Here is a 19,978-nt window from a genome sequence, read left to right on the forward strand (position 1 = left end):
TACGTACGACTTAGTTCTTGGCTTTGTCGACGATCTTGTTGGCACCGATCCACGGCATCATGGAGCGCAGTTGCTCGCCGATGATTTCGATACCGTGAGCGGCGTTGTTACGACGCTTGGCGGTCATCGAAGGGTAGCCGGTTGCACCTTCGCTGATGAACATTTTGGCGTACTCGCCGTCCTGAATACGTTTCAGGGCGTTGCGCATGGCCTGACGGGATTCGGCGTTGATCACTTCCGGGCCGGTCACGTACTCGCCGTATTCAGCGTTGTTGGAGATCGAGTAGTTCATGTTGGCGATACCGCCTTCGTACATGAGGTCAACGATCAACTTCAGTTCGTGCAGGCACTCGAAGTAGGCCATTTCCGGCGCGTAGCCAGCTTCAACCAGGGTTTCGAAACCGGCTTTTACCAGCTCGACGGTACCACCGCACAGAACAGCCTGCTCGCCGAACAGGTCGGTTTCGGTCTCGTCCTTGAAGGTGGTTTCGATGATGCCGGTACGACCACCACCAACGCCAGCAGCGTAGGACAGTGCAACGTTCTTGGCGTTGCCCGAGGCGTCCTGGTAGATCGCGATCAGGTCAGGGATACCGCCGCCCTTGACGAACTCGGAACGCACGGTGTGGCCCGGTGCTTTCGGCGCGATCATGATCACGTCGAGGTCAGCGCGCGGTACAACCTGGTTGTAGTGGATCGCGAAGCCGTGGGAGAAGGCCAGGGTAGCGCCCTTCTTGATGTTCGGTTCGATTTCGTTCTTGTACAGCGCGGACTGGAACTCGTCCGGGGTCAGGATCATGACCAGGTCGGCAGCAGCAACAGCAGAAGCAACGTCAGTCACTTTCAGGCCATGAGCTTCGGCCTTGGCAACGGTCGCCGAGCCTTTGCGCAGGCCAACAGTCACGTCAACGCCGGAGTCTTTCAGGTTGCACGCTTGAGCGTGGCCCTGGGAACCGTAGCCGATGATGGCGACTTTTTTGCCCTGGATGATCGACAGGTCACAATCTTTTTCGTAATAAACTTTCATGAGGTTCCTCTATATATCCAGGCCGTAAGGCCATTCACTAATTTGGGTTAGATGCTGAGTACTTTGTCGCCACGGGCAATCCCGGTGACACCACTGCGTACGGTTTCCAGAATCGAGGCCGTCCCGATCGACTGGATGAAGCTGTCCAGCTTGTCGCTTGTACCGGTCAGTTGCACGGTATAAACGCTGGCGCTCACATCGACGATCTGCCCACGATAAATATCGGTAGTGCGCTTGATCTCGGCACGTTGAGCACCCGTGGCCTTGACCTTGACCAGCATCAGCTCGCGCTCGATGTGGGCACTTTCCGACAGATCGACCAGCTTGACCACTTCGATCAGCTTGTTGAGGTTCTTGGTGATCTGCTCGATCACCTCATCGTGACCTACGGTAGTCAACGTCAGGCGCGACAGGGTCGGGTCTTCGGTCGGGGCCACGGTCAGGCTTTCGATGTTGTAGTTGCGTTGCGAAAACAGGCCGACCACACGAGACAGAGCGCCGGGTTCGTTCTCCAGAAGCAGGGAGATAATGTGCCGCATGATTAGGTTCGCTCCGTCTTGTTCAGCCACATGTCGCGCATAGAGCCGTCTTTGATCTGCATCGGGTAGACGTGCTCGCTGGTGTCGACCTGGATGTCGATGAACACCAGGCGATCCTTCATGGCGAACGCCTCTTCCATCTTCGGCTTCAGATCCTTCAAATCAGTGATGCGCATGCCGACATGGCCATAGGCTTCAACCAGCTTGACGAAATCAGGCAGCGATTCCATGTAGGAATGGGAGTGACGGCTGTTGTAGCTCATGTCCTGCCACTGGCGAACCATGCCCAGTACACCGTTGTTCAGGCAGACGATCTTCACCGGCAAGCCATACTGCAGGCAGGTCGACAGCTCCTGGATGTTCATCTGGATACTGCCCTCACCGGTCACGCACGCAACGTCGGTGTCGGGGAAGCTCAGCTTCACACCCATGGCCGCAGGAAAACCAAAGCCCATCGTGCCCAGGCCACCGGAGTTGATCCAGCGGTTAGGCTTGTCGAACTTGTAGTACTGCGCGGCGAACATCTGGTGCTGGCCCACGTCGGAGGTCACAAAGGCGTCGCCCTTGGTCACTTCGCACAGGGTTTCGATCACGGTCTGTGGCTTGATGATGCTGCCGTCGCCCTTGTCGTAAGGGAACAGGCCGCGGTCACCACGCCATTCGTCGATCTGCTTCCACCAACTGGCAACGGACTCCTTGTTCGGCGTCTCGCCAATGTCCTTGAGCGCGGCGACCATTTCGGTCAATACGCTTTCCACTGGACCTACGATCGGCACGTCGGCCTTGATGGTCTTGGAGATGGACGCCGGGTCGATGTCGATGTGGATGATTTTGGCATTCGGGCAGAACTTGCTCGCGCCGTTGATCACCCGGTCATCGAACCGCGCACCCACGGCCAAAATCACGTCGGCATGGTGCATGGTCAGGTTGGCCGTGTAGCTGCCGTGCATGCCGAGCATGCCGACGAACTGACGATCCGAACCCGGGAAGGCACCGAGGCCCATCAAGGTGTTGGTCACCGGCAGGTTGAGCATCTTGGCAAGTTCGGTCAAAGGTGCGGAACCACCGCCCAGGATCACGCCACCACCCGAGTACAGCACCGGACGCTTGGCCGCCAGGAGCATTTCTGCGGCCTTGCGGATCTGCCCCGAGTGCCCACGAACGGCCGGGCTGTAGGAACGCAGCTTGGCTTTCTTGGGGAAGACGTATTCGAATTTTTCCGCCGGGTTGGTCATGTCTTTCGGGATATCGACCACCACAGGCCCCGGGCGACCGGACTGTGCGAGGTAGAAGGCCTTTTTCATGACGTCCGGGATCTCCGACGGATGCTTGATCATGAAGCTGTGTTTCACGATCGGCCGGGAGATACCGATCATATCGGTTTCCTGGAATGCATCGGTACCAACCATGGTGCTAGGCACCTGGCCGGAAATGATCACCATCGGAATGGAGTCCATATAAGCAGTCGCGATGCCGGTAATGGCATTGGTTGCGCCTGGGCCGGACGTTACCAGCACCACGCCGGCTTTACCGGTGGCACGGGCGTAACCGTCAGCCATATGGGTCGCGGCCTGTTCGTGGCGAACCAGGATGTGGGTAACACCAGGTTCCTTGAACAGTGCGTCGTAGACATGCAGCAGAGCACCACCTGGGTACCCGTAGATATAGTCGACGCCTTCGTCACGCAAAAAGCGGACGAGCATCTCACCACCAGATAAAAGCTCCACGTTGTTCACCTCTAAAACGCCAGAATACCGTCCGTTGAAAACCGACGGGTCTTAATAGGTTTACTTCTCAACAGAGCATGAGCGACGGTGGTCGCCGACTACGTCAGCACTGACTGAGCAAGTATTGGGATCGTCCCAAGTGTTGCGGGCTTTTCCCACCCAGCGCGAGGTAACGCGTTGCGGGTGTAACAGGTCGGCGCGGATGTGCGCCTCATGATCTGCTGAGCGGGCCTGCTTCTGGCAGTCCCGATACAGCGGACTTTGGATTCTTCTGTTTCAGCCCCTTCAAGTCAAGCAATAATTGCGCTTTTTTCCAAGTAAGCGCATGAGAACGAAGAAGAAAGGGGTTTGAGGAGGGATAAAACTCGCCTGAATGTCGTCAAGCGGTAGAAATGTGCGCAAGACTGCCGGAAAACCCGGCAGTCAGGCAATTAACGAGCGTCGAGGATCAGTTGGTCGAACTTTTTCAGCGCATTGCGCAAGCCGAGGCTCTCGCGCGGACGATCGGCATAGACCATCTCGGCCATCTCCAGGATTCCCGACGCATTGGGCAGCGGCAAGTCCTGTTCCAAGATCTGTTTCATCCGGGCCAGGAAAATCCACTGCAACCACTGGTGAAAATCCAGGGTATCGACAGAAAACGGCTCGACGCTGCTCAGCGCCTCGACACTGGGAGACACATCATCCCACCAGCCCTGCACACGCAGTTCACGCTCAATCAACAACAACTGTTCGGCAATCGCCGGAAAACGCGAATCCATCAGAGGCTGACCTTGGCTTTTTGCCGGGCCTGGGCGGCGCCGGCAGCATCACCTTGCGCGGCACGTGCATCACCAATCAAGGCCCACAGGCTGGCCTGCAGATCAGGACGACCGTTGGCCATGGTCAAGCCACGACGGGCGAACTGTTCAGCTTGTGGCGCGTCACCCTGGGCCATGCGCACTTGCGCCAGACGGTAGAGCACCTGCGGCTCACGTGGTGCGACACGCTGGGCGCGTTCGAGGCTGGACGATGCGCCGTTCAAGTCGCCACCGGCCTGCTGTTGCTGCGCGGTGGTGAGCAAGGCCAGGACCGGGCCGTCCAACTGCTCGTCGGCAGACAAGCCGCCAGCATTGGCCGAAGGAATCCCGCTCGGTGTCGACGGCATGTTGTAGGAACCCTGGTTGATCGGCGCCGTATCAATCGGCGCGGAATTCGACGGCCCTGGTGTAATCGGGCCCGGCGTCCAAGGCGCGGAGCTGATCGGCGCTGACGTGGTGGCGCCTCCGCCAGGGACCATCACTACCACGCCAGAATCCTGCGGCACGGCCTGGGTCGTGGCAGGGTTGGGACGGGTGGTCACGGTCTGGCGAAAGCCGCCATTGGCCGAAATCCGATCATTGTTGGACACAGCCGTGCCGGAATCCACCACAGGGATGGAGCCGCGCTGCACGCTGGAGCAACCACTGAGCAAAGCTAACGTTGTAATAGCCGGAATCAACCACTTGTTCACTTGAAATCCTCTTTGCTTAATTCATCCAGCCCTTGACCCAATCCATCACCGAATCCGCGTCTGTGGGCACACCTGTGCCACACGGAGCGCCGGCTGGCGGTTCGCTGCCGCGAATATACGGCATCTGCACCGCGCCCGGACAGTTGGCATCGGAGCCCTGGCCGGTATGGGGGTCGATCCAGGCCTGAACGATATTGTCAGGTTGTGGCATGTTCAGTGGCAGCGGGTCGGCCTTGCGCATAAAGCTGGTCCAGACCTGCAACGCGCCGGTCGCGCCGGTAAAGGGTGTCTTGCCGTTGTCATCGCGCCCCAGCCATACCACCGCAAGCAGGTCCTGGCTGAAACCGGCGAACCAACTGTCACGGGAATCGTTACTGGTACCGGTTTTGCCAGCCAGCGTCAGGTTGCCCGGCAGTGAGCTATACACCGACCGCCCGGTACCTTCGCGCATGACGCGCTGCATGGCGTTCTGGATCAGGTAGATGGAGGCCGGATCAAAGCGCTGCTCGATCTGGAACGGGTAGCGCTTGAGCGGTTCGCCTTCCGCTGTGAGCACACTACGGATCCCGCGCATCGGCGTATTGAAACCACCGTTGGCGAGGGTCTGGTACATGGTTGCCACTTCCATCGGGCTCAAGCCCCCCGCGCCCAGCAACATCGACGGGAACGCCGGGAACTCGCGGCTGACGCCCAGCCGCGCCAGCGTCTTGAGCACATTCGGCACACCCAGTTCCAGGCCAAGCCGTGCCGTGGACAGGTTGTAGGAATGCGCCAGCCCCTGGTACAGGAATACGGTGCCGTGGGAGCGACGATCATAGTTCTGCGGCTTCCACACCTGGCCGTCGGCGCCCTTGACCGAAAACGCTTCGTCGGACAGCCAACTGGTCAGGGTGTATTTGCTCGGTTTTTCCAGCGCGGTGAGGTACACCGCCGGCTTGATCAGCGAGCCAATCGGCCGCACGGCATCCAGCGCCCGATTGAAACCGGCGAAGCTGGCCTGGCGGCTGCCGATCATGGCCTGGACCTCACCGGTTTCCGGATTGGTCACCACCATGGCGGCTTCGACTTCGTCCGAGCCTTTACGCCCGGCCAGGCGCTTGAAGGTATCGCTGACCGAGGCTTCGGCCTTCATCTGCAGAATCGGGTCGAAACTGGTAAAGATCCGCAGGCCTTCTTCGGTCAAGTCTTCGTCGCGATAGTCTTCGCGCAACTGGCGTTTGACCAGGTCGATAAAGCCGGGGAAGGAGCTGTCGGCCAACTTGCCACGGGTGGTGACACCCAGGGGCATCTTCTTCGCAGCAGCAACCTGTTCAGCGGTCGCAACGCCCTGCTGCTCCAGCACATCGAGCACCAGGTTGCGGCGCTCCAGGGCCCGTTCCGGGTTGCGGCGCGGGTTGTAATAGGACGGTCCCTTGACCATGCCCACCAGCAGCGCCACTTGGTGCAACTTGAGCTCGGACAATGGCTGGCCGAAGAAGAACTGGCTGGCCAGGCCAAAACCGTGCACCGCGCGCTGACCATCCTGGCCGACGAACACCTCGTTGAGGTAGGCCTCCAGAATCTCCTGCTTGCTGTAATGCAACTCCAGCAGCATCGCCATCATGGCTTCGGTGAGTTTACGGGTCAGGCTGCGTTCGCTGGTCAGGTAGAAGTTCTTGACCAATTGTTGCGTCAGGGTACTGCCGCCCTGGGTCATCCGCCCACCCGATGTGTTGACCCAGATGGCGCGGGCGATGGACTTGGGCGATACGCCCCAGTGGCTATAGAAATCCCGGTCTTCGACCGCAACCAGGGTTTCCAGCAGATACGGCGGCACCTGATCGATCTTGATCAGGATGCGATCTTCAAGGTTCTTCGGGTAAATCCCGCCGATCAACAATGGCTCAAGGCGCACCACCGGCAGCTTGCCGCCATTGAGTGCAGAAAGCTCAGCCACGTAGTCCCCGGAGAAGCGCACGCGCACCGGCTGCGCCTTTTCGAGGCCCTCGTAGAACTGGAAGCCGCGGGTGTTCAGATCCACGGTATTGCCGCTGACCGCCGCCGCCCCCGGACCATTGGCCACGGCTTCGCGCCGGTAGCCCAACGCATCGAGTTCGGTGAGGAAGTCGGCCTTGCTCAGCTTCTGGCCGGTAAACAGTTCCAGCGGGCGAGCGTAGACCTTCGCCGGGATGGTCCAGCGCTTGCCAGAGAACTTCTCCTGCACCACCGCATCGAGGTAGACCGCGATGCCGGCGATCACCACCAGGCCCACCAGGCCGAGCTTGAGCGCCCAGCCCAACCAGGGGCGCAGGCTGCGGGAAGGAGGTTTTTTACGGGAACGGGGAGATCGAGTACGAGTCATGGCGGCGGATTATACGCACTTTATTGATGATCAACATGAACCGGACGGCGGTTTGCATGACCGGCTTGAGCGGCCATAATGCGCTCCATTATTTTCCCAGACTCCGAAGGATCGCCCGTGAGCCAGCCCCTGATTGCCGCCCTGCAAAACCCGGCCCTGTTTCCTCATCCGGTCGAAACGTTTCAAGTCATCGAAACCCATATTTCCTGGGTCCTGCTCACCGGTCCCTTTGCCTATAAAATCAAGAAGCCGGTGAACTTCGGCTTCCTCGACTTCACCCAACTGGATGCCCGCGCCCACTTCTGCAACGAAGAGCTGCGCCTGAACCAACGCCTGACGCAAGATTTGTATCTTGAAGTGTTGCCGATCACCGGCAGCGTTGAAGCACCGCAACTGGGCGGCGAAGGCCCCGCCATCGAACATGTGCTGAAAATGCGCCAGTTCCCGCAAAGCCAACTGCTGAGTACCTTGCAGGCCAACGGCGAGCTGACCAGTGGCCACATTGATGAGATGGCTAGCCAGATTGCGCAATTTCACCTGAACGCGCCCAAGGTTCCCGAGGCACATCCGGCCGGCACCCCGAACGAAGTGATGGCGCCGGTGCGGCAGAACTTCGAGCAGATTCTTCCGTTCCTCAGCGACAAGGCCGACCTGGCCCAACTGGAAGCACTGCAAGCCTGGGCCGAGAGCAGCTTTGAACGCCTCAAGCCCCTGCTGGAGCAGCGCAAGCTCAATGGTTTTATCCGCGAGTGCCACGGTGATATCCACCTGGGCAACGCGACCATGATCGACGGGCACGTGGTGATCTTCGATTGCATCGAGTTCAACGAACCGTTCCGCTTCACCGACGTGTGCGCCGACACCGGCTTCCTGGCCATGGATCTGGAAGACCGTGGCCTCAAGTCCCTGGCCCGGCGTTTTATCAGCCAATACCTGGAGCTGACCGGCGACTACCAGAGCCTGGAGCTGCTGAACTTCTACAAAGCCTACCGCGCACTGGTCCGCGCCAAGGTCGCGCTGTTCAGCATGCCGTCCGAGGCAACTCCGGTCGAACGTGCAACCACCCTGCGTCAATACCGCAACTACGCCAACCTGGCCGAAAGCTACAGCACCATCCCCTCGCGCTTCCTGGCAATTACCCATGGCGTGTCGGCGACCGGCAAGAGCCATGTGGCGATGCGCCTGGTGGACGCGCTGGGCGCCATTCGCCTGCGCTCGGATGTCGAGCGTAAACGCCTGTTCGGCGAGCAGCAGGTGGAGAACACTCCGCAAGCCGGGATCTATGCCTCGGACGCCAGTGCCGCGACCTACGCCCGCCTGAATACCCTCGCCGAAACCGTGCTGCGCGCAGGCTTCCCGGTGGTCCTGGACGCAACCTACCTCAAACGCGAGCAACGAGACGCTGCCGCCAAAGTCGCAGAAGCCACCGGCGCGCCATTCCTGATCCTGGATTGCAATGCACCGCAGGCGGTTATCGCTAGCTGGCTGGCAAAACGTCAGGCAGATAAAAACGATCCGTCCGACGCCACCCTGGCGGTCATTGAACAGCAGCAAGCCAGCCGTGATGCCCTGGGCGCCGAAGAGTTGCTGCTGAGCAAGCGGGTCGAGACCAATGAGAGCGGGACGCTGGACGCGCTGGTTGCTCATGTTCGCCAGCACCTGCCAGGGTTGTAAGAAATATTTCCTGGCCGTGATGCCGTTAACAGCTCACGGCCTGAAATAGTGGCACTATAATGGCATTATAAGTCCAACAGGAGATGCCGCCATGGGCCAGCCGAAGCTGCTTGATACCCCGCTCTACGCGCTGCTGCATAAAGATGACATCCGTGGCTTCAATCAGGAGCGCCCCAAGGAAGGCGTCATAGATATGCGCGGCGGCGACTTCCGTGGGCTCGACCTGCGTCACCTGGACGCCGAGGGCGTGGATTTTACCGACGCCTATTTCCGTTCTGCCGACCTGCGTGGCCTGGACTTGCGCGACTGCGCGCTGGAAGGCGCGAGCTTGGCCCATGCGCAGATCTCGGGCACTTACTTCCCCCCAGAACTGAGCGCTGACGAGATCCTCATGTCGGTCAATTTCGGCACTCGCCTGCGTTACCGCACCCGCTGACCGTACACCTTGATACCCAGCTGCGCGCAATGCGGGCTGGGGGCCGGCACCTGCCACCGTCAAGATTCCAGCGTCAGCCTTAGAAGCGTTTACGTCGTTTCTGAGCAAACAACTACGCTTTTCCTACTGAGCGCTACACTCCTTTCAGGCTTGCCTGGTCACGATACCCACCGAACCATTCGGCCGTCGCAAGGAGGCTTGATGAATGATGAGCTGCAACACCTGAAAAACCTTGGCAAGACCTCGGCGCAATGGCTGCATGCGGTGGGCATTCATAGCGCTTCGGACCTGCGTCGCCTGGGCGCGGTAGACGCCTACCGGGCGGTACGTACCCGCGGCTTCCGGGCTTCAAAGGTCCTGCTGTATGCCATCGAGGGCGCATTGATGGACGTGCATTGGAACGATATTCCTACCGAGCGCAAGGAAGCCTTGAATCGCCAATTGGAAGCGTTGTCGGCACGCAATAAGAACTGAGAAGAGCCAAAGCCCAGTGTTTGCGGGGATTCCAAACAAGCGTTTGAGGAAAACCTTCCAGGGTGCAAAAACAAATGTTGACTCTCAAATGAGAATCGTTATGATTATCACAACTGGTCGCGAGATCAGCCGATAACTGAAAGACCATTGGTTCGGACTCTCAGATTATCTCCTCATCAGGCTAATCACGGTTATTTGACCCGGCTCTTGCCGGGTCTTTTTTTGCCTGCGTTTTATGGCCCAGGCACATGAATGCATTCCTTGTGGGAGCTGGCAAGCCGGCTCCTACCGTTTTTAGCGGGCGATGATCAGTGGATGGCCTAGTTCAGGATGGGGCTGCACTAGCACATCCAGGCCAAACACTGCCTTGAGCAGCTCAGGACGCAACACTTGCGTCGGCGTATCCAGGGCATGGGGGCGGCCATTCTCCAGCAGCAGGATGCGGTCGCAGTAGCGCGCCGCCAGGTTCAAGTCGTGGAGGATCACCAGCACGGCGGCACCACGGTCGGCGAAGCTGCGGATGGCCTGCAAGGTGGTGTGCTGGTGCAAGGGGTCAAGCATCGAGGTCGGCTCATCGAGCAATAACGTCTGCCCCGCCTCGCCCGGCCATAATTGCGCCAGCACCCGCGCCAGGTGCACGCGCTGGCGCTCACCGCCGGACAGGGCCAGGTAGCTACGCCCACTCAAATGGCCTACATCGGCAGCGCGTAAGGCGGCTTCGATGATTTCATCGTCGCGTACCCGCCCGCTTTGGTGGGGCAAGCGCCCCATGCCCACCACTTCCTCGACGCGAAAAGCAAAATCCAGGGTCGATACCTGGGGCAGCACCGCCAGCCGCTGTGCCCGTTGCGCGCCCTGCCAATCCTTGAGCTCGCGTTCGTCCAGCCAGACCCGCCCTTCATCCGGATGCAATTGCGCGCACAACGCGCCCAGCAAGGTACTTTTACCCGCTCCATTGGGGCCCAACACACCCAATACTTCACCCGGCCGAAGGTCAAGGGTCACATCGGCCAGTACGGTTTTGCGACCGCGGCGTATCTGCAGGTTTTCCACTCGCAGCATCAGGCGCGTCCTCGCAACAGCAGGTAGAGAAAAAACGGAGCACCGATAAAGGCGGTAACAATGCCGATGGGCAACTCAGCCGGTGCCAGCGCCAGGCGGGCCACCAGATCGGCGAACAGCAACAGACTCGCACCCGCCAGTACCGAGGCCGGCAGGAGCACGCGATGATCCGGCCCCGCCAATAGCCGCACCAGGTGCGGCACCACCAGCCCGACAAAACCGATCAGCCCTGCAGCAGCGACCGCTGCGCCCACCCCAAGGGCCGTGCAAAACACCAGTTCGCGCTTGAGCCCCTCGACATTGATCCCCAGATGGCTGGCCTCCGATTCGCCCAGTAGCAAGGCATTGAGCGCCTTGGCCCGGCGCGGCAGCCATAGCGCCACGCCCGCACTTACCAGCAGCAACGGCCACAACCGCGAGTAGCTGGCGCCATTGAGGCTGCCCAGGTTCCAGAACGTCAGGGTGCGCAAAGTGGCGTCATCCGCGAGGTAGGTGAACAGGCCCACCGCCGAAGCCGCCAGGGCGGTCAAGGCGATGCCGGCCAAGAGCATGGTTGCAACATTGGTCTGGCCGTCGCGACGCCCCAGGCGATACACCAGTGCAGTCACACCCAAGCCACCAAGAAATGCACACAGCGACAGCAGATACGGCCCCACCGCGTCCGGCAGGCCACCGAAAGCCGCGCCGCCGACGATGGCCACCGCGGCCCCCAGCGCAGCCCCACTGGACACCCCGACCAGCCCCGGGTCGGCCAACGGGTTACGGAACAACCCCTGCATGGCCACCCCCGACAGCGCCAGCACCCCGCCAACCGCCAGCCCCAGCAACGTGCGCGGCAGGCGGATCTGGCCAAGAATCAGTTCAGCCTGCTCCAGGCCCTGGGCCTCGATGGGCACGCCCAATAAACGCAGAGCGGCGCGCAATGTGTCGAGCAACGGCAGGCTGACCGGCCCCAGGGCCAGGGACAGCCAGATCGCCAATACACACAACAGGCTCAAGCCGATAAACAGCGCACGCGGTTTAACCAGAGTGGTCATGGGGCGGCTTGGGCTTTAGCGGGGTAGAACCCGGCGGACAAAGCTTGCAGGCTAGCCGGCAATCGCGGGCCCAGGCCACCGACCAGCAGCGTGGGGTCCAACTCAAACACCCGGCCTGACTGGGCCGCCGAGGTTTTCGCCAGAATCGGGTTCTCTTTGAACAAGGCCGCGCGGGCCGCCTCGCCACTCAGGGCGCGGTCGGAGAACACCAGCACTTCAGGGCTCAACCCCGCCAGCGACTCAACCGAAAACGGCTTATAGCCGCTGTGCGTCGCCAGGTTGCGCCCACCCGCTTGTTGCAACACCCAATCGGCGGCCGTGTCCGTGCCAGCGATCAGCGGCTTGCCACCAGCATGCCCGAGCACCAGCAGCACGCCGGGGGCCTTTTGCCGGGCTTGCGCCTGGGTCACGGCCGTTTTTTGCAGGTTCAGTTGCTGTTGATAAGTACTGAACAGTGCCGTGGCCTTGTCTTCTGCACCCAACAACTTGCCCAGGTGTTGCAGGTTGCCTTGCAGGGTCGGCAGGTCCGGTTGCGCGGAGAACAGTTCCACTTGCACCCCCGCGTTACGAATCTGCGCCAGCACCGGTGGTGGCCCCATTTCCTCGGTGCCCACCAGGATCTGCGGGCGCAGGCTCAGGATCCCTTCGGCGGAGAGCTGGCGCTGGTAACCGATACTCGGCAGCGCCTTGAGCGACTGCGGATGCTGGCTGGTAGTATCGACACCCACCAGCTTCGACTCCCCGCCAAGGGCCGCCACCCACTCCGACAACGCACCGCCGGCGCTGACCCAGCGTTGAGGCAGCTCAGCGGCTTGCGCCACGTGGTTGACCAGCAGTCCAACAACAAGCGCAATAGCGCTGGTACTCAGGCGCATAAAAGGGTTTCCTTCCAAGGGTGGGGTCAGTCATATGACCGCCTGGCATCGTACTGAGCACGCAGTCAGCCAACGGGCGAAGCCGGCATTTGATAATTGTTTGCATTTGCACGTCAAGCACCGGGCTCGCCCGCAAACCCCGGATCACTCTACAGCCCTTGAGCCGCGCCACCTGAGAACACTTATGAAGTTTCTGTGCCCCTCCCACGAACTGGCCCCTGGCAGCAGTCGCGGCTTCGATCTCGATGGCCGCAAGCTGTTTGCCGTACGCCGCGAAGGCCGCGTGTATTTCTATATCAACCGCTGCCCTCATCGCGGCGTACCGCTGGAGTGGCAACCTGACCGGTTTCTCGACCCCAGCGCGAGCATGATCCAATGTGCCACCCATGGCGCGTTGTTTCTGATCGAAAACGGCGAATGCGTCGCCGGCCCCTGCGCGGGCCAGAGCCTGACGCCCCTGCCCGGCCGCGAAGACGCACAGGGGTTATGGGTGCAACTCTAATCGTTGAGCAACACCAACAATGGGCGGTCGATGCAGATTTGCTGGGCACTCACCTGCACGCCGTAAGCCAGGACTTCCACCCCGGCAGCCTTGGCCTCGCGCAGCGCAACGGCGTACCCCGCATCTATTTCCACAGCGGGCCTTACGCCATCAATGCCGGACAGATTCACGCAATACAACTGCACGGCTCGTACACCGCTTCGGGCCAGGTGCGCCAACTCCCGCAAGTGCTTGGCGCCACGCTGAGTCACCGCATCAGGAAACGCCGCGATAGATGTGCCGTCAAAGCCCAGGGTGACACTTTTGACTTCGACATAGGCTGCGCCGCCAGGGTAGTCCAGGCGAAAGTCGATACGGCTCTTCTCCTGGCCGTAGGGTACTTCACGCTTTAACGCGGTAAAGCCGTTGAGCTCCGTGATCACCCCGGCATTCAGCGCCTCTTCAACCAACGGGTTGGCCCGCGCGGTGTTGACGCACGCCAGGCGGCCCTGGGGGGTTTGCGCAATCTCCCAAGTGCCCGGCAGTTTGCGCTTGGGATCGTTGGAGCGACTGAACCAGACCGGACCGCCCTCAACCATGCAGTTGAACATCGAGCCAGTGTTCGGGCAGTGGATGGTAAGCAGTTCGCCAGTAGCGGTTTCGATATCGGCCAGAAAACGCTTGTAACGGCGAATCAGCCGGCCTTCTTCGAGGGGAGGATTAAAAAGCATCAGCCTTGCCAACTCCGCAAGCCACGGGCAATCCGCTCCACGGCTTCCTGGAGACGGTCGAGGTTTTGCGTGTAGGCAAAACGCACATGATGACCCGCCTGGAAGCGACCGAAATCCAACCCCGGCGTGAATGCCACATGCTCGGTTTCAAGAAAGTGCCGGCAAAATGCGAAAGCATCACCGCCAAAGGCGCTGATATCGGCATACAGGTAAAACGCGCCCTCGGGCTCGACCGCAATACCGAAACCCAACTCACGCAAGGCCGGCAACAAAAAGTCACGCCGGCGCCCGAACTCGGCCCGGCGTTCTTCGAGAATCGCCAGGGTTTGCGGGGTAAAACAGGCCAATGCCGCATGCTGGGCCATGCTGGGTGCACTGATGTACAGGTTCTGCGCCAGCTTCTCCAGTTCGCCCACGGCTGCGGGCGGTGCCACCAGCCAACCCAGGCGCCAACCGGTCATGCCGAAATACTTTGAAAAACTGTTTAGGACAAACGCCTCGTCATCCACTTCCAGCACGCTGGCCGCATCAGTGCCATAGGTCAGGCCATGATAGATCTCATCCACCACCAGATGGCCATTGCGCGCTTTGATCGCACTGGACAGGCCGGCCAGCTCATCGCGGGTCAGGATGGTTCCGGTCGGGTTGGCTGGCGAGGCGACCAAGGCCCCCACACTGTCCTGGTCCCAATAGCGCTCCACCAGGTCGGCGGTCAGTTGGTAGCGCACCTCGGGACCGACCGGCACCAATTGCGCCGCGCCTTCCACGAGGCGCAGGAAGTGCCGGTTGCAGGGGTAGCCGGGATCAGCCAGCAGCCAATGCTTGCCGGGATCCACCAATAGGCTGCTGGCCAGGAGCAAGGCCCCGGAGCCGCCCGGGGTGATCAGGATGCGCCCGGGGTCGATATTCAAGCCGTAGCGCTGCTGGTAGAAACCACTGATGGCCTCGCGCAACTCCGGCAGGCCACGGGCGGCGGTGTAACGGGTCTTGCCATTGGCCAGCGCGGCCTGGCCGGCCTGGATGATCGGCTCGGCGGTGGTGAAGTCCGGCTCGCCGATTTCCAGGTGAATCACATCATGGCCCGCAGCTTGCAACTCATTGGCCCGCGCCAGCAACGCCATGACATGAAATGGTTCGATAGCACGACTGCGAGCACTGTAGGGCTGAGCCATTAGCTTTCCTTAACAATGAGGACAAAATCGGGATTCTACCGAACCCGTGAGGTAAAACATGTTCTATTGCCTGCCCGACCGGGATGATGAGCCGGGCAAGCGCCTGCAAAAAGACTAAAATCATCATTCGAGACGGTGGATGCCCTCCATGGCGGGTCGCAACAGTTTGCAACCCCCGCGTGACGGGCCCAGACAACCGGGAGTGGCGCACCCCGAATCTATCTGGTAAGTTCGCCCGCTTGCAGCCGCAGGGCCGGCAGGTGTCGGTGATGTTGCAATCCTGCGCAATGGATTAGAAGAGTGAGAGGCGGTCTATTCATGTCCACCCAAGCAAAGCAACAGAGCATCAGCGGCTTCGAACCCTACATCGAGACGAAGGGCGAGGAGTACATGGGCGAGCCCATGCGCAAGCACTTCACCAAGATCCTGCAGAAATGGAAGCAGGACTTGATGCAGGAGGTCGACCGTACGGTTGACCATATGAAGGACGAAGCAGCCAACTTCCCTGACCCGGCCGACCGTGCCAGCCAGGAAGAAGAGTTCAGCCTTGAACTGCGCGCCCGTGATCGCGAGCGCAAGCTGATCAAGAAGATCGACAAGACGCTGCAACTGATCGAAGACGAAGAGTACGGCTGGTGCGAATCCTGCGGCGTCGAGATCGGCATTCGTCGCCTGGAAGCCCGTCCTACTGCTGACATGTGCGTAGACTGCAAGACCTTGGCCGAAATCAAGGAAAAACAGGTCGGCAAGTAATCCCTGCCGGGCTGAACGAATGGGGCGTGCAAACGCCCCATTTTTGTTTCTGGAGTTTGGCGGTTTTCCAGTAATATCCAGGCCATGACAGCCTCTCCTTATATCGGGCGCTTCGCCCCCACGCCCAGCGGCCATTTGCACTTTGGCTCCCTGGTTGCAGCACTCGCCTCCTACCTCGACGCCCGCGCCAATCACGGCCGCTGGCTGATGCGCATGGAAGACCTCGACCCACCCCGTGAAGAACCCGGCGCCCAGGCGGCGATCCTGCATGCCCTGGAAAGCTACGGTTTTGAATGGGACGGCGAACTGGTCCGCCAAAGCGAGCGGCATGACGCCTACGCCAAAGTACTGAACGATATGTTCAACCATGGCCTGGCCTACGCCTGCACCTGCTCACGCAAGCAACTGGAAGTGTATAACGGCATTTACCCCGGCCTGTGCCGCAATGCCGGTCACGACCAGCAGGATGCCGCCATTCGTCTACGTGTTCCCGAGCTGGAATACCACTTCACCGACCGTGTTCAAGGCCAATTCCGACAACACCTGGGGCGCGATGTCGGCGATTTCATCATCCGCCGCCGCGACGGCCTGTACGCCTATCAACTGGCCGTGGTGCTCGACGATGCCTGGCAAGGCGTCACCGATATCGTGCGCGGCGCCGACCTGCTGGACTCCACACCGCGCCAGTTGTACCTGCAGGAGCTGCTGGGCCTGCGCCAGCCGCGCTACCTGCATGTGCCCCTGATCACCCAGCCGGACGGTAACAAGCTGGGCAAATCCTACCGCTCCCCGCCGTTGACGCCCGACCAGGCCACGCCGTTGCTACTGAGGGCGTTGCGCGCGCTCGGCCAACAACCGGGGGATGAACTGCACCATGCCAGCCCACGAGAATTGCTGGATTGGGGCATTGCGCACTGGGATGCCACCCGGATCCCGCGCACACTCACATTGGCCGAGGCGCAATTACACTGAAGGCGCTTGCAGCCTGCCAGCCATCCGTTAACATCGCCGCAGTTTTTCAATCAGAGGCCAACATGTACATCTATCGCTTGGTCCTGCTGTTGGTCGTCGGGATCTACCTGTTTTCTCCCGCCATCATGGACTGGTGGATCGACGCCACGGGCGCCTGGTATCGCCCCTATCTGCTGTGGCTGATCCTGATCGTCGTGACCTTTATCCTGCAGAGCCAAAAAGATGCCGATGAGCTTTAGCCTGACCCAGATGCTGCTGATTAGCGCCGCCTACCTGGCGGCGCTGTTCGGGGTGGCCTGGATCAGTGAGCGTGGAATGATCCCACGGGCGATCATTCGCCACCCGCTGACCTACACCTTGTCGCTGGGCGTGTATGCCAGCGCCTGGGCGTTCTATGGCACGGTGGGCCTGGCCTACCAGTACGGTTATGGGTTTCTTTCCAGCTACCTCGGGGTATCCGGGGCCTTCCTGCTGGCGCCGGTATTGCTGTACCCGATCCTGAAGATCACCCGCACCTACCAGTTGTCGTCGTTGGCCGACCTGTTTGCGTTCCGCTTTCGCAGCACCTGGGCCGGGGCGCTGACCACCATTTTCATGCTGATCGGCGTACTGCCGCTGCTGGCCCTGCAAATCCAGGCCGTGGCTGACTCCATCAGCATCCTCACCCATGAACCGGTGCAACATCGGGTGGCCCTGAGCTTTTGTGCGCTGATTACCCTGTTCACGATTTTTTTTGGCTCGCGGCATATCGCCACCCGGGAAAAACACGAAGGCTTGGTGTTTGCGATTGCCTTCGAGTCGGTGATCAAGCTGATCGCCATCGGTGGCGTGGGCCTGTACGCGCTGTACGGGGTGTTCGACGGCCCGCAACAACTCGAGCTGTGGCTGCTGCAAAACCAGACCGCCCTCGCCGCCCTGCACACCCCCCTGCAAGAAGGCCCATGGCGCACGCTGTTGCTGGTGTTCTTTGCCTCCGCCATCGTCATGCCGCACATGTACCACATGACCTTTACCGAGAACCTCAACCCGCGCTCGCTGGTCAGCGCCAGTTGGGGCTTGCCGCTGTTCCTGCTGCTGATGAGCCTGGCAGTACCGCTGATCCTCTGGGCCGGCCTGAAACTGGGGGCCACCACCAACCCGGAATATTTCACCCTCGGTATCGGCATCGCGGCCAACAGTAAGTCCCTGGCATTGCTGGCCTACGTCGGCGGCTTATCGGCGGCCAGTGGCTTGATCATTGTCACCACCCTGGCGCTGTCGGGCATGGCCCTCAACCACCTGGTGCTGCCGCTGTACCAGCCGCCTGCCGAAGGCAACATCTACCGCTGGCTGAAATGGACACGCCGCGCGCTGATCGTAGCCATCATCATGGCCGGCTATGGCTTCTACCTGCTGATGGCGGCCGAGCAGGACCTGGCCAACCTCGGAATCGTGGCCTTCGTCGCCACCTTGCAGTTCTTGCCGGGGGTTCTGTCGGTGCTGTACTGGCCGACCGCCAATCGACGCGGGTTCATCGCCGGGCTGCTGGCGGGGATCCTGGTGTGGCTGGTGACTATGCTGCTGCCGCTGGTCGGTAATCTGCAGGGCTTCTATATCCCGCTGCTGAACATGATCTACGTGCTGGATGACACCAGTTGGCACATGGCTGCCATCGCCTCGCTAGCGGCCAACGTGCTGATGTTCACCCTGATTTCCCTGTTCACCAACGCCAGCCCCGAAGAAACCAGCGCTGCCGAAGCCTGCGCAGTGGATAACGTGCGCCGGCCGCAACGCCGTGAACTGCATGCGGCATCGCCCCAGGAGTTCGCCACCCAACTGGCCAAGCCCCTGGGCGCCAAGGCCGCACAAAAGGAAGTGGAGCAGGCACTGCGCGATCTGTACCTGCCCTTCGATGAGCGCCGCCCTTATGCCCTGCGCCGCCTGCGCGACCGCATCGAGGCCAACCTGTCGGGGTTGATGGGTCCCAGCGTGTCCCAGGACATGGTGGAGACTTTCCTGCCCTACAAGGCCGGCGGCGAAAACTATGTCACCGAAGATATCCACTTCATCGAGAGCCGGCTGGAGGACTACCACTCGCGCCTCACCGGCCTTGCCGCCGAACTCGACGCCCTGCGCCGCTACCACCGCCAGACCCTGCAGGAACTGCCCATGGGCGTCTGCTCCCTGGCCAAGGACCAGGAAATCCTGATGTGGAACAAGGCCATGGAAGAGCTGACCGGCATCGCCGCCCAACGCGTGGTGGGCTCGCGCCTGACCACCATCGCCGATCCGTGGAAGGAACTGCTGCAGGGCTTTATCAACCTGCCGGACGAACACTTGCACAAACAGCATCTGGCCCTCGACGGCCAGACGCGCTGGCTGAACCTGCACAAAGCAGCGATCGACGAGCCCCTGGCCCCCGGTAACAGTGGCCTGGTATTGCTGGTCGAAGACCTGACCGAAACCCAAATGCTCGAAGACAAACTGGTGCACTCCGAGCGCCTGGCCAGTATCGGGCGCCTGGCGGCCGGGGTGGCCCACGAGATTGGCAATCCGATCACCGGTATCGCGTGCCTGGCGCAGAACCTGCGCGAAGAGCGCGAAGAGGACGACGAAATCACCGAAATCAGCGGGCAGATCCTCGAACAGACCAAACGCGTCTCGCGCATCGTGCAATCGCTGATGAGCTTTGCCCATGCCGGCGGCCACCAGAATCACGATGAAGCTGTGTGCCTGGCCGAAGTCGCCCAGGATGCCATTGGGCTGCTGGCCTTGAACCGGCGCAATTTCGAAGTACAGTTCTATAACTTGTGCGATCCGGAACACTGGGTGGTCGGCGACTCACAACGCCTGGCCCAGGTGCTAATCAACCTGCTGTCCAATGCCCGCGACGCGACACCCGCCGGCAGTGCGGTAAGGGTCAAGAGCGAGGCTTTCGAGCACACGGTCGACCTGATCGTGGAGGACGAAGGCAGCGGTATTCCACAGAACATCATGGACCGATTGTTCGAACCCTTCTTCACCACCAAGGACCCTGGTGAAGGTACCGGTCTGGGCCTTGCACTGGTCTATTCCATCGTTGAAGAGCATTATGGACAAATCACCATCGACAGCCCGGCTGACACCGAAAGCCAACGCGGCACCCGTATTCGGGTGACCTTGCCGCGTCATGTCGAAGCGACGTCCGCTGTGAACTGAGACCGTCG

General features: G+C 60.7%; 19 protein-coding genes. 8 read left to right on the forward strand and 11 right to left on the reverse strand.

Annotation, left to right across the window (positions count from 1 at the left end):
- Nucleotides 1–10 precede the first annotated feature (10 nt).
- From ilvC to mrcB, 6 genes are all read right to left on the reverse strand, one after another.
- Nucleotides 11–1,027: a ketol-acid reductoisomerase gene (gene ilvC, locus HKK57_RS05630; RefSeq protein WP_007948647.1), complete on the reverse strand. Its 1,017-nt coding sequence runs from the start codon at nucleotides 1,025–1,027 to the stop codon at nucleotides 11–13.
- A 47-nt stretch (nucleotides 1,028–1,074) separates the two neighbouring features.
- Nucleotides 1,075–1,566, reverse strand: coding sequence for an acetolactate synthase small subunit (ilvN, locus tag HKK57_RS05635; RefSeq protein WP_003176102.1), 492 nt, complete (start codon nucleotides 1,564–1,566; stop codon nucleotides 1,075–1,077).
- A 2-nt stretch (nucleotides 1,567–1,568) separates the two neighbouring features.
- Nucleotides 1,569–3,293: an acetolactate synthase 3 large subunit gene (locus HKK57_RS05640; RefSeq protein ID WP_029298914.1), complete on the reverse strand. Its 1,725-nt coding sequence runs from the start codon at nucleotides 3,291–3,293 to the stop codon at nucleotides 1,569–1,571.
- Between the two features lie 431 nt (nucleotides 3,294–3,724).
- Nucleotides 3,725–4,054: a YqcC family protein gene (locus tag HKK57_RS05645; RefSeq protein WP_169389900.1), complete on the reverse strand. Its 330-nt coding sequence runs from the start codon at nucleotides 4,052–4,054 to the stop codon at nucleotides 3,725–3,727.
- A complete protein-coding gene (locus tag HKK57_RS05650; protein ID WP_029298918.1) occupies nucleotides 4,054–4,785 on the reverse strand; it encodes a tetratricopeptide repeat protein in 732 nt (243 codons plus the stop codon). The genes HKK57_RS05645 and HKK57_RS05650 overlap by 1 nt, the downstream gene beginning before the upstream one ends.
- A 16-nt stretch (nucleotides 4,786–4,801) precedes the next feature.
- Nucleotides 4,802–7,126: a penicillin-binding protein 1B gene (gene mrcB / locus HKK57_RS05655; protein WP_029298920.1), complete on the reverse strand. Its 2,325-nt coding sequence runs from the start codon at nucleotides 7,124–7,126 to the stop codon at nucleotides 4,802–4,804.
- A 117-nt stretch (nucleotides 7,127–7,243) separates the two neighbouring features.
- Here mrcB and HKK57_RS05660 point away from each other — a divergent pair, with 117 nt between their 5' ends.
- From HKK57_RS05660 to HKK57_RS05670, 3 genes are all read left to right on the forward strand, one after another.
- Complete coding sequence (locus tag HKK57_RS05660) at nucleotides 7,244–8,800, forward strand: bifunctional aminoglycoside phosphotransferase/ATP-binding protein (RefSeq protein ID WP_029298922.1); 1,557 nt, start codon at nucleotides 7,244–7,246, stop codon at nucleotides 8,798–8,800.
- Between the two features lie 91 nt (nucleotides 8,801–8,891).
- Nucleotides 8,892–9,236, forward strand: coding sequence for a pentapeptide repeat-containing protein (locus HKK57_RS05665; protein ID WP_169389901.1), 345 nt, complete (start codon nucleotides 8,892–8,894; stop codon nucleotides 9,234–9,236).
- Between the two features lie 201 nt (nucleotides 9,237–9,437).
- A complete protein-coding gene (locus HKK57_RS05670) occupies nucleotides 9,438–9,710 on the forward strand; it encodes a TfoX/Sxy family protein (protein WP_029298926.1) in 273 nt (90 codons plus the stop codon).
- A gap of 294 nt (nucleotides 9,711–10,004) precedes the next feature.
- On the opposite strand, the gene HKK57_RS05675 is transcribed toward HKK57_RS05670, so the two are convergent.
- From HKK57_RS05675 to HKK57_RS05685, 3 genes are read right to left on the reverse strand one after another with little or no spacing between them, the layout of a single operon-like run.
- Nucleotides 10,005–10,772: a heme ABC transporter ATP-binding protein gene (locus tag HKK57_RS05675; RefSeq protein ID WP_029298928.1), complete on the reverse strand. Its 768-nt coding sequence runs from the start codon at nucleotides 10,770–10,772 to the stop codon at nucleotides 10,005–10,007.
- Nucleotides 10,772–11,809, reverse strand: coding sequence for a FecCD family ABC transporter permease (locus HKK57_RS05680; protein ID WP_032862939.1), 1,038 nt, complete (start codon nucleotides 11,807–11,809; stop codon nucleotides 10,772–10,774). Before HKK57_RS05680 ends, HKK57_RS05675 begins: the two co-directional genes overlap by 1 nt.
- Entirely contained in the window at nucleotides 11,806–12,684 is an 879-nt protein-coding gene (locus HKK57_RS05685; protein ID WP_154907894.1) for a heme/hemin ABC transporter substrate-binding protein, read from the reverse strand. Before HKK57_RS05685 ends, HKK57_RS05680 begins: the two co-directional genes overlap by 4 nt.
- A 184-nt stretch (nucleotides 12,685–12,868) precedes the next feature.
- On the opposite strand from HKK57_RS05685, the gene HKK57_RS05690 reads away from it, so the two are divergent.
- Nucleotides 12,869–13,186, forward strand: a complete 318-nt coding sequence (locus HKK57_RS05690; protein ID WP_029298934.1) for a Rieske (2Fe-2S) protein — start codon at nucleotides 12,869–12,871, stop codon at nucleotides 13,184–13,186.
- On the opposite strand, the gene sfsA is transcribed toward HKK57_RS05690, so the two are convergent.
- Entirely contained in the window at nucleotides 13,183–13,896 is a 714-nt protein-coding gene (gene sfsA / locus HKK57_RS05695) for a DNA/RNA nuclease SfsA (protein WP_029298936.1), read from the reverse strand. The two genes, HKK57_RS05690 and sfsA, sit on opposite strands and share 4 nt — an antisense overlap.
- Nucleotides 13,896–15,068 (reverse strand): pyridoxal phosphate-dependent aminotransferase, encoded by a 1,173-nt coding sequence (locus HKK57_RS05700; protein ID WP_169389902.1) that lies wholly within the window; start codon nucleotides 15,066–15,068, stop codon nucleotides 13,896–13,898. Before HKK57_RS05700 ends, sfsA begins: the two co-directional genes overlap by 1 nt.
- A gap of 318 nt (nucleotides 15,069–15,386) precedes the next feature.
- On the opposite strand from HKK57_RS05700, the gene dksA reads away from it, so the two are divergent.
- The 4 genes from dksA to HKK57_RS05720 all read left to right on the forward strand — a co-directional run bounded on the left by dksA (nucleotide 15,387) and on the right by HKK57_RS05720 (nucleotide 19,970).
- A complete protein-coding gene (gene dksA / locus HKK57_RS05705) occupies nucleotides 15,387–15,821 on the forward strand; it encodes an RNA polymerase-binding protein DksA (RefSeq protein WP_029298940.1) in 435 nt (144 codons plus the stop codon).
- A gap of 84 nt (nucleotides 15,822–15,905) precedes the next feature.
- On the forward strand, nucleotides 15,906–16,793 hold the full coding sequence (gene gluQRS / locus HKK57_RS05710; protein WP_104911568.1) for a tRNA glutamyl-Q(34) synthetase GluQRS: 888 nt from the start codon (nucleotides 15,906–15,908) through the stop codon (nucleotides 16,791–16,793).
- A 62-nt stretch (nucleotides 16,794–16,855) separates the two neighbouring features.
- Nucleotides 16,856–17,032 carry a hypothetical protein gene (locus tag HKK57_RS05715; RefSeq protein ID WP_003176118.1) on the forward strand — a complete coding sequence of 59 codons (177 nt, stop codon included), beginning with the start codon at nucleotides 16,856–16,858 and terminating at the stop codon, nucleotides 17,030–17,032.
- Entirely contained in the window at nucleotides 17,016–19,970 is a 2,955-nt protein-coding gene (locus tag HKK57_RS05720) for a sensor histidine kinase (protein WP_029298944.1), read from the forward strand. Before HKK57_RS05715 ends, HKK57_RS05720 begins: the two co-directional genes overlap by 17 nt.
- The last annotated feature ends 8 nt before the right edge of the window (nucleotides 19,971–19,978 follow it).

This window comes from Pseudomonas sp. ADAK21 (assembly GCF_012935735.1).
Classification (GTDB): domain Bacteria; phylum Pseudomonadota; class Gammaproteobacteria; order Pseudomonadales; family Pseudomonadaceae; genus Aquipseudomonas; species Aquipseudomonas proteolytica.